The sequence below is a fragment of the Chitinophaga sp. genome (assembly GCF_036569185.1).
Taxonomy (GTDB): Bacteria; Bacteroidota; Bacteroidia; order Chitinophagales; family Chitinophagaceae; genus Chitinophaga.
Genome location: NZ_DATCRD010000009.1, coordinates 20,479 through 30,222, shown reverse-complemented (window position 1 = coordinate 30,222; position 9,744 = coordinate 20,479). Strand labels below are relative to the sequence as shown.

At 45.9% G+C, this 9,744-nt stretch carries 8 protein-coding genes and 1 tRNA gene; 2 read left to right on the top strand and 7 right to left on the bottom strand.

The genetic code is table 11. The features are described from left to right. Both VIM72_RS00675 and VIM72_RS00670 read left to right on the top strand, forming a co-directional pair. The coding region (locus VIM72_RS00675) for a HAMP domain-containing sensor histidine kinase (RefSeq protein WP_332000945.1) at positions 1 to 695 on the top strand (695 nt) is incomplete at its 5' end. An 81-nt stretch (positions 696 to 776) separates the two neighbouring features. Beyond that, positions 777 to 860: transfer RNA gene (locus VIM72_RS00670), tRNA-Leu, on the top strand. Positions 861 to 957: 97 nt separating this feature from the next. Here VIM72_RS00670 and VIM72_RS00665 read toward each other — a convergent pair. The 7 genes from VIM72_RS00665 to VIM72_RS00635 form a co-directional block, all read right to left on the bottom strand. Then, complete coding sequence (locus VIM72_RS00665; protein WP_332000944.1) at positions 958 to 1,305, bottom strand: hypothetical protein; 348 nt, start codon at positions 1,303 to 1,305, stop codon at positions 958 to 960. Further along, a complete protein-coding gene (locus VIM72_RS00660; RefSeq protein WP_332000943.1) occupies positions 1,302 to 2,447 on the bottom strand; it encodes a hypothetical protein in 1,146 nt (381 codons plus the stop codon). The genes VIM72_RS00665 and VIM72_RS00660 overlap by 4 nt, the downstream gene beginning before the upstream one ends. Positions 2,448 to 2,742: 295 nt before the next feature. Continuing rightward, positions 2,743 to 4,059 (bottom strand): MutS-related protein, encoded by a 1,317-nt coding sequence (locus VIM72_RS00655; RefSeq protein WP_332000942.1) that lies wholly within the window; start codon positions 4,057 to 4,059, stop codon positions 2,743 to 2,745. Between the two features lie 2 nt (positions 4,060 to 4,061). Beyond that, a complete protein-coding gene (locus VIM72_RS00650) occupies positions 4,062 to 5,405 on the bottom strand; it encodes a MutS-related protein (RefSeq protein ID WP_332000941.1) in 1,344 nt (447 codons plus the stop codon). A gap of 11 nt (positions 5,406 to 5,416) precedes the next feature. Next, positions 5,417 to 7,747 carry an ABC transporter permease subunit gene (locus VIM72_RS00645; RefSeq protein WP_332000940.1) on the bottom strand — a complete coding sequence of 777 codons (2,331 nt, stop codon included), beginning with the start codon at positions 7,745 to 7,747 and terminating at the stop codon, positions 5,417 to 5,419. A 9-nt stretch (positions 7,748 to 7,756) separates the two neighbouring features. Further along, positions 7,757 to 8,683 (bottom strand): ABC transporter ATP-binding protein, encoded by a 927-nt coding sequence (locus tag VIM72_RS00640; RefSeq protein ID WP_332000939.1) that lies wholly within the window; start codon positions 8,681 to 8,683, stop codon positions 7,757 to 7,759. Positions 8,684 to 8,697: 14 nt separating this feature from the next. Then, positions 8,698 to 9,684, bottom strand: a complete 987-nt coding sequence (locus VIM72_RS00635; RefSeq protein WP_332000938.1) for a TlpA disulfide reductase family protein — start codon at positions 9,682 to 9,684, stop codon at positions 8,698 to 8,700. Between the last annotated feature and the right edge of the window lie 60 nt (positions 9,685 to 9,744).

Below are 9,744 nucleotides of genomic sequence, written 5' to 3'. Positions count from 1 at the left end.
TGGTGACCCTTTTCATCGCTATTGTGCTCTTTGCCCTGTCCAGCACCAACCGCGCCACGCAGAACCAGGTATGGGTAGGACTGGCCAAAGAAACGGCCCACCAGCTGGGCACTCCCCTGTCGTCTATGGAGGCCTGGCTGGAAATACTGCGCGATAATGAGGCCAATGCCACCATTGTTACAGAGCTTTCAAAGGATGTAGACCGGCTTAAACTTATCACCGACCGTTTCTCCAAAATAGGAAGCGTTCCCAAACTGGAAGAGAAAGACATCGTGGCGCAGATAGAAAACATGGTCAATTACATCCGCAAAAGGGCGCCACAGAAAGTAGTGCTTACCGTTCACAGCGCGGAAGAAGAGCTTCCGGCCATGTTCTCTCCCCCGCTTTTCGACTGGGTGGTGGAAAATTTATTAAAAAATGCCCTCGACGCCATGGAAGGAAAAGGAAAGATTGACATTACCATAGAAAATCACCCCACCTTTATCACGATAGATGTGGCCGATACCGGTAAAGGCATTTCAAAACTAAACTTTGAGAAAGTGTTCAAACCCGGCTTCAGCACCAAAAAGCGGGGATGGGGACTGGGACTGTCGCTGGCCAAACGGATCATAGAAGAATACCACCGCGGGCGGCTGTATGTAAAGTCGTCCGAAATAAATAAAGGGACCACTTTCCGGATCCTGTTACGGAAATAATTGCCTTTTTCAGGAAAATATGAATAAATAAATTTGCTTATTTTAAAAAAGCCGTTATTTTTGCACCCCATTCTACCAGATGCGAAGGTGGCGAAATTGGTAGACGCGCTACTTTGAGGTGGTAGTGCCTGAAAGGGCTTGGGAGTTCGAATCTCCTCCTTCGCACAAAACGAATAAAGGAGTTATTTCTCTAAGAAATAACTCCTTTATTCGTTTTTATACATAACAAATGATGCAAAGTCTTTGTTACCGGCAAGAGAGGTCAGGGAGCCACAGCAGCGATCGTAAGATTTGCAGTACCGGCAAAAATGAGATTGGTGTGATTATCTGTCAGCAGGAATTGATCATGCTGATGATCGATGATCCGGTAGCTGGAAACTGGTTTAGACAATGTCACTTCTATCAGTTCACACGTGTGAAGATCGAAAAGCCGCTGTTTGTTCTTCCAGTCGTCCGATTTGTAAACAGGTGTCAGGATCGCGTAGCGGCCGGATGATGAGAAAATGCACTCTTTCCTTCCTTTCTGAGCTTCCTTATACAATCTGTCCATCGAAAAAAGCGTATCGTTGATGACGCCGGTGTTGTTGATGGTTTCAGTTTCCAGTTTCATACTAAAAAGCGGGATTTAAAAGGGTTTCTTGAAAGTAACAGTTTATGGAGTAACTGTTTTATGAATCCGTACGATTTGACAGGGTAATTGATCGTTCTGCTGTCTGTTTTATGGGCGATGACCTTTTTTTGTTCATCGTTCGCGTATTCGAACCGCAGAGACTTTGTGCGCACAGAAATGACATCCTGCTCCATAGTCAATTCCTCAATTTCATAATATTTCCAACCAGGCACAGCATCCACGATCACAAACTTCTCGTCCACAATTTCAGGATGGGAAACCATAGTATCGCTGTTTTGAAAACAGCCGTTGGTGTCGAGTTCCTGCACAAATACCTTTATTCCTGTGCCTTCCCTGAACATATTGATGATCCGGTTATCTGCGTCATAATTCATGGTAGTGAGCCTGGTGAGCACACCTTTGTTCAGTTCCAGTTCAAGGCTGCAATAATCCGGCGGGGGATCGTTCTTCAATTGTTCATTTTCCTGAAGAGAACTGATGGCATTGAACAGAATACTGTCCGTTGGCTGTTTGCCTTTCAGCGTAATGGACCTGTAAACACCATTAGCCAGTACATTGAAGGAAAGCGCTGTCTGTTCCTGGTTGATAGCGAGGTCGAATACCGGAAGCGCGTAGCTTTCCCCGTAAGGGTTTTCGAGGTATTCGAATACGGATGTTCCTACATTATAATCCAGGAGCACTCCCGTTTGGGACGTGGATCCAATATAAACCCTGAACCGGTCTGTTGAATGCGGATTATGTTTTAGGTGGATAATATTCGCCTGGATCGTTTTCGGCTTCCCTTTCTCCAGTCCGAAAGCAAAGGCGGTATCCAGGATGAATTGGGTGAGTTCCTGCGTATATCCGTTGTAGATAAATCCCCAAAGAAATTCAGGATCCTCCTCTTCCTGTTCAAAAGTAGACAGCGACCGGAATATCCATTTTATACTTTTTGCGATGCTTTTGCCGTCGGGGTTTTGCGACAGTTTTTCGATGTAAGTGTTCAGATCTGCGGAGCAGGACTCGATATTGCGGGTAGTATAAAACCTGTCTGTCTCTGCAGTGTTTTCAAGATCTGCATACAGCTGATCTATGATCCGCTGTTTATTGGCTTTGATATTTTCAAGGGCAACTGCTTCCATTGATCGTTTGCTTGATTATCTCAATATACAATGAATTGCAATTCGGATAACAGGAAAGAAATCAGGGAGAGATTAAAAAGCTACCGGTAGCTTTTGCATTCCTTGTGGGGCTCTCATCTCCTCTACAGCCATCTTTTCTGATTTTTTTCCAGCTTTTTAGATAAAGTGTTTGTATTTTATCTAAATTATTGATTATCAGTATTTAAACAGAATTTGTTACCTGGTCCGGATACAGTATAAAAAAATTCCGCATTTATCCTTTAAGGAATAAATGCGGAATGACAACCGGAACCAATCACTCCCCGATCATCTCCAGTATCCCTTCATTACGGATAATTATCATTCCCTGCCGGTCTTCTGTAATACCTTCCGCTAACTTATAGGTATAACGTGGCCGGGAACCTTCCATCACGGTAGGTAAAAAGGCAAACTGGATATTTTCATATTCCTGCAAAGCTTCCCCTACTTCAATGATGTGGGTAGAAACAATAAACAGGCAATCAGTATATCCGGCAAATGCGGCTGTTACAGCCAGCGTACCATCATAGGCATCTTTTACATTGGTACCTTTAAACAGTTCATCAAACATCAGCAACAGGCGTTTCCCGGTGGCTGCTGCCAGTGCGGCCTGCTTCACCCTTACCACTTCTCCGTAAAAATGGCTGTATCCGAGATGGATGTTGTCCGACACGTTAATAGACGAATAAAGCCCTTCACGTACAGAAAACTGCATCCTCCTCGCTGCAACAGGGAAGCCCATATGCGCCAGGTATATCCCGATGCCGATCGATTTCATCAATGTGGATTTACCCGCCATATTCGCGCCCGTTAGAAAGAGCACATTACTATCCCCCTGGAGGGACAGGTCGTTACCCACCGCGTTTTCAATACAGGGGTGGCCCAGCCCTGTTACAGCAAATACATTTTTTTCGGGTGCCAGCGCCTGCGCGTAAGTAAAGCCCCTGGAACGGGCTACATTACTTACGGCTATATTTACATCCAGCTCATAAATAAATGACAGGATATCCTCCATCTCTTTACTAAAGCGGCCTTTTAACAGGTGATCATACTGCGCCAGCGTTTTAACGGGCAAGGCCTGGTAAATATCCGTATTCAGCAGGCGTTCCAGCGCTTTGTCAGATAATACCTGCCGCAATGCTGCCACGCGGCCGGCATATGGTCCGGCATCTGCCGCCATTTCCTCCACTACCGTATAACATTTTTTCAGGATAACAATGGTAGCCTGTAGCCCTTGCACAATTTTACGGTAACGTTCATCACGGGTTAAACCGGAAAGCACCTTTTTAACGAAAATATCCCCCAACATAAACGCTGCACTTTTGCCGGTGCCACTATCCAGGTATTCCCTCATAGCAGTCACCTGCGCCACGTCAAAAGGAAAGCTCATGCCTGCCTGCTGAAAGTAACGAAAAACATCACTCCTTTCGTTGATAGCAGCTGCATTTTTCAGCGGATGCTGGAACATCTCGTCCAATAACCGCTCCCCGCCCGCTGTTTTTACCTGGTTGAACAAATGGTATACAGAACCGTTGCGGTACTTACCCAGCAGGTTCAGTTCATCCATTGTTTGCCTGTCTATACTAAAGCTCATGGTTATTGTATCTGTTTTTTAGCAATGTTTTTTTTTACTTCTCCAGCCTTACCAGGTTTACGGCCGTTTTTCAGAATATCCAGTATACCTTCATTACGGATGATCAGCATACCATGACGGTCATCTGTAATTCCTTCTTCCAGTGTATAAGTATATTCCGGTGTATGTCCTTTCATCCGGGTAGGCAGGTACTGGAAACCGATGCCTGGCTCCTGCTGTAGGTCCTCTCCTGCTTCCACAATATGCGAGGATATCACAAACATGCTGTTCTTTTTCCGTGCAAATGCAGCAGTTACTGCAACGGTGGCTTCATGTGCATCCTTTACATTGGTACCGCGGAAAAGCTCATCGAATATCACCAGCAGGGATTTGCCGCTTTTCAGTTCTGCCGCCATTTTTTTTACACGCAATACTTCTGCATAAAAATGGCTGGCGCCAATACCGAGATTATCGGGAAGATTAATGGTAGTAAAGATACCATCCAATACAGTAAATTCCATAGCCTTTGCCGCCACCGGGAAGCCCATATGCGCAATGTATAATGCAGTGCTCATCGAGCGCAGGAAGGTTGACTTTCCAGCCATATTGGCGCCGGTGAGGAAAATAACATTGCGCTCAATGCTCATGGTCACGTTATTACCCACCGGCTGGGCAAGCGAGGGATGATACACGCCTTCCAGCTTCAGCTGGCAAGGCCCTTTGTCCAATGCCTTTGCAAATACCAGGCGTTTGTCCGTTGCCACTTTTGCCACCGACAGGTATACATCCAGCGTATACAGGTATCCCAGCAGCTGCATGATTTTATGGCGTTCCCTGATCCTGAAAAGCTGGTCATACGCCGTGATGGCGCCATACGACAATTTATTCTTTTGTTTCTCATTCATCGCCGGCTCCAGCGCGGGAACGGCCAACAGGGATTCGATGGCCATCCGCTCCTGTGCATATGCATCAATGGCGGTAATGGCCCTGTCCTGTATAAGTTGCCTGGTTTGCTGCAACAGTGATATCACTGCTGTTACCCCATTGTTAATGTCTTTTTCACTCAGCACAAACTGGCTGCCGGAATGCTGCGTGTGTCCATCGCCGTTCGACAGATACTTTTCCGCCATATCGAACAGTGGCGCTTCAAAGGGGAATACTGTGCTTAAACGGGTAAAATGCCCGATGATACTACTCCGCTGGTTAATCTGGTCTTTATCGGAAAGGGGGCGACGAAACATTTCTTCCAGTATCTTCTCACCACCCCGGGTATGGGTATGATTATAGATATCATAGATACCTGCTACATCCCGCTTACCAAATATCCGGAGATCCTCAATTGTTTGTTCGTCTGTATATAAGATCATATTTTCCCTTTTTATTGTCTTTTACGACGGATCAGTAATATAGTTCCCATTAAGGCAACAAGGGCCGGCAGTATCCATACAAATAGTACATAGACCGTGTTGGCGCCGGCAAGGGTTAATCTTAACAACGCATCATTAGGTTGCACTTGTGGTCCGTAAATAGGAAATGCTTCATAGTTGAGCCAGCAGAACATTTCCCGGCTAACAAAAGTAAAGGTACCTTTCTGACGAACCGTACTTAAAAAGTCGGCGTCTCCGCAAACAATAATACGTTGTTCCTTTCCTCCCACTTTCCGGGACGATGCCATGGCGGTGGCATAGGAGGGAACTTTGGTATCCCCTTCCAGCGGATTGAACACCGGCGCGGCGGAATCGGTTACCAGGGCCCCTTTTTTCAGCCAGTCTTTACCCGGCCTGGTAATGAATAATGGTGTTGACTTAAACCCGCTGGTATCAGTTGCAACGATAGACACTGCTCCGGACATGTCAACTGTGAACACAGTGTCACCCTCCACCATTTTTTCGTAAAACATTTTCGATACGCCATCCCGGGCCATTTCTCCCATCCGGGCAGTCATTAACGGTTTTATCATATTAGGCATTTCATACCCCGTTACTTCTACCAGGGTGCCATCCTCTAACTGTATGCCCAGCTGTTGCAGCACCGGGTTCAGGATATGTTGTTTGCCGGGCTCGCATAGTACCATCATATTCCCGCCTTTATTGATGTACTCCGTGATCCGGTCGCGGGCAGACTGGTCCAATGCTGTTTTTGGATCAGCCAGTACAAGCATCGATATATCAGTAGATATTTCTTTCCCCGCAGAAATGGTATCAGAATCAAATCCCAGGTTCATCAGTGACTGGCGGTCATTTTTTGCATGCACCAGCAATTCATATTCCCGCTCTCCTTTCTTATAGATATCCCGTTCGAGGTTACCCGTCAGGAAAGTGATCTTTGGTAATTTAGCCTGCATCAATCTTTTTAATGCAGCTGCTATCTGCTCATCTTCCGGCCAGAACGGCTGATCATCAAAAGTTCTCAGAAAGGTGCGTTGTCCTTTATACTTTAACTCCATCACTACGCGGTACCCTTCTGCGCTCAGGTCGATCATTTTCCGTATCTCTGCCGGGGACTTAAATAAAGACAAAGGCTGATCAAAACCGTTTGCTACCTGTTGTGCTATTTCAGGTAAACTTTTGCCGGGCATAGTTCTGTATACTGTGCTATCCTTATCGCCCGTATCATAATAGTATACATAGTTAAATTCAATGTCTGGTTTGAAACGCTGATAACGCTCCCATACCTCAGACAAATATTCGTTCCTGTTCGCCGGGAATCCCTTGGGAGCACCGCCACCCAGCAGGTTGGTGTACAGCGTTACTTCCAGCTTTCCGTCTCCCAGCTCTTTTATTACCTTTTGTATATTCGGATGCAGTGTGTTGTATTTACCGGCGGTAGTATCCCAATAACCGATAAATGCAGGTCTTGAACTGAAATAACCTGTAGCCAGTACAATCACCGTTACCACTCCATACCTGGCAGCAGCTGTCATCCATGATTTTGACTCACGGCCTGATTTTAGTTTGATCAGCGTAAAGGAAATAAACATGAAAATAACCAACCCGAAATAGATCACATCTTTCGTAGTGATCAGTCCTTTCAGCATCTTCATCGTACGGCCGGAGATAGAAAGAAAATAAGTAAGGTCTCTTACAAAATCATATTTCTGCCATAACCCGCCAATACGGCTCAGCACCAGGATCACAATAAAGCTGCCGATGGCGGCCACGATCTGGTAGTTGGTAAGGCTGCTCATAAAAAGGCCGATTGCGGTGTACGTACACACCAGCAGGTAAAAGCCGAACAAAGCCGACAGCAGCATACCATAATCTGCATGTTCTATCTGGAAAATCCCCATTACTATAAAAATCCCTATCACGGATACCAGCAACAGGTTGTAAAGCATAATAGCAAGGTACTTTCCCAATACAATTTCCCTGGTTTTCACCGGGGACGAGTACAATAATTTAATAGTGCCATTGTTCACCTCGCGGCTGATAAGTCCCATGGTCAGCAATGGTATAAACAGATAGAGGTTCTGCAATGCATTCCTGAAAATGCTATCTCCTGCCATAAATAACTGGGGCGTTAATCCACCCCATCCCTTGAATTTAGGCATACTCTTCAGGGCAATGTCCTGCCACCTGGCCGTACCCACCAATGGCGTACAATAATAAACCGCACACTGCACCATAAATGCGACCGTTAAAAACCAGGCTACCGGTGAATAAAACAGGTTCCTTAGTTCCGTCTTCGCAATTTTAAATATCATCTTCATGTATATAAGTTATTGGAGCGATTGATTAGAAAGTTGCTTGAATATGTCGTCGAGCAGGCTCTTGTCAAGCGTGATCTCCTGCAAACGCCATCCATTTTGTACGCTGCTGGCAATAATACGTTCCGTGATTTCCTTACTGCCATCAAAATAAATGCGGATCTGCCGGTCGCTCAGTACCTCTACCTGGGTGACGCCGGGGATCTCTTTCAGTTCAGCATCAGGCGGCGGGTTTTCCATCCGGATCAGCACACTGCGTGGCTGTACATAATTGTTGAATGCATCCATAGAATCGGAGAATATCATCCGGCCTCCTTCTATCATTACCACCTCACGGCACAACAGGTGTATTTCTGACAATACATGTGACGACAAGAGCACCGTATGTTCTTTCGCAATTTCCCGGATCAGTTTTCTCACTTCGATCAGTTGATTAGGATCAAGACCATTCGTAGGCTCGTCCATCACTACCAGTTTCGGCTTATGGATAATCGCCTGCGCAATGCCTACACGCTGCCGGTAACCACCGGAAAGGTTTCCAATTAAACGCGAACTGAAATGTGCAATACCACAGCGTTCTTTTGCTTCTTCCACCGCCTTTCGTATGCTTCCCTTTGTGATCAGCCGGAGCTCCGCTGTATAGGTGAGATATTCATCTACCGTAAGATCTGTATACACCGGGGGGTTCTGCGGCAAAAAACCGATATTCTTCTTCGCCTGCCCGGGATGTTCCCGCACATCCACGCCATCAATATAAACATGCCCCTCCGTTTGGTTCAATACTCCACACATGATATTCATGGTAGTGGATTTACCGGCGCCGTTAGAACCAAGTAATCCCACCACTCCTGTCTGGGTTATTTCCATGTTGATATCACGTATCGCCCAGGAAGCACCATACCTGTGAGAAAGGTGGTCAATTTTTAATATACTGCTCATAATACTTAAAGGCTTTATTTCAACAGTTCATCCAGTTTTTTCTCCAGCTGATCCTTCGTGGTGTAATCCAGCGAAGCAGCGATCTTTCCATCTTTCCCCACTACAATAACATGTGGTATATAGTAGATATGCAATAGCTCCTTTACCCCTTTCCCTTCTTCAAAAGCCCCGTCTGCCAATGCTTGCGTCCATTCCATTTTTAATTCCTCCATTGCATCTTTCCATTTCTGCTTGTTGGCATCTACAGACACGCTGATGAACTCCACTCCTTTTGACCGGTACTTGTTATAATGTTCTCTCATGGTTGGAATGTAAGCTCTGCAGGGGGCGCACCAGGATGCCCAGAAATCGAGCACTACTATTTTACCTGCCAATTGTTTAACAGAAAATATTTTTTCATTTGTATCTGCAAGTTTCAGATCAGGGAACACAGCTCCCGCTGCGCTTTTTTTAAACGCCGCGATATTCGCCGCCAGTTGCTTTCCGTGCCATGTTTCCCGGGCTTCGGGACCTAACAGGTCATATGCAGCCCTGGCATTGGCATATGTTCCTGCCGACTGCCCCAATGCCAGGTAAGCAGATATTCCGCTGTTGGGATGTGCCCTGATATATTCTGTAGCCGTTTTATGGCTGGCCTGGTACTCCTGATATTCATCGTTCAATGTTCCGCCTTTAAAAGAAGCGCCTGATAATGAATCCAGGCGGCCGGAAACTGTATAGGCGGTATTCTCCAGGTAAACATAAAACTCACGGGTGCTCACCTTCATCTTTACCAGTGTTGGGTGATCCAGTTTGCCGGCATAGGCAAATTCACCATTTACAATACGCACTCTTGGTGGAGGTACCGGTGCTTTATTTGCTTCCCCAATTTGAACGTATTCTGCAATGGAGATATAACCACTTACAATACCGCTTACATTTCCCTTGATTACAAATCCGTCATTTGCCAGGCAAAGAGCCGGCAAAAGCAGGAACATCGCTATTTTCAACAGTTGTTTCATAACAGACAACAAACAGGTAAAGCCGTGCTGCAATACCGGACTGCTGCACGGCCAACCATT

Excerpts from the sequence above, each read along its gene's own strand:
- VIM72_RS00665 (WP_332000944.1), bottom strand. The coding sequence starts at position 1,305 with ATGAAACTGGAAACTGAAACCATCAACAACACCGGCGTCATCAACGAT.
- VIM72_RS00660 (WP_332000943.1), bottom strand. The coding sequence starts at position 2,447 with ATGGAAGCAGTTGCCCTTGAAAATATCAAAGCCAATAAACAGCGGATC.
- VIM72_RS00655 (WP_332000942.1), bottom strand. The coding sequence starts at position 4,059 with ATGAGCTTTAGTATAGACAGGCAAACAATGGATGAACTGAACCTGCTG.
- VIM72_RS00650 (WP_332000941.1), bottom strand. The coding sequence starts at position 5,405 with ATGATCTTATATACAGACGAACAAACAATTGAGGATCTCCGGATATTT.
- VIM72_RS00645 (WP_332000940.1), bottom strand. The coding sequence starts at position 7,747 with ATGAAGATGATATTTAAAATTGCGAAGACGGAACTAAGGAACCTGTTT.
- VIM72_RS00640 (WP_332000939.1), bottom strand. The coding sequence starts at position 8,683 with ATGAGCAGTATATTAAAAATTGACCACCTTTCTCACAGGTATGGTGCT.
- VIM72_RS00635 (WP_332000938.1), bottom strand. The coding sequence starts at position 9,684 with ATGAAACAACTGTTGAAAATAGCGATGTTCCTGCTTTTGCCGGCTCTT.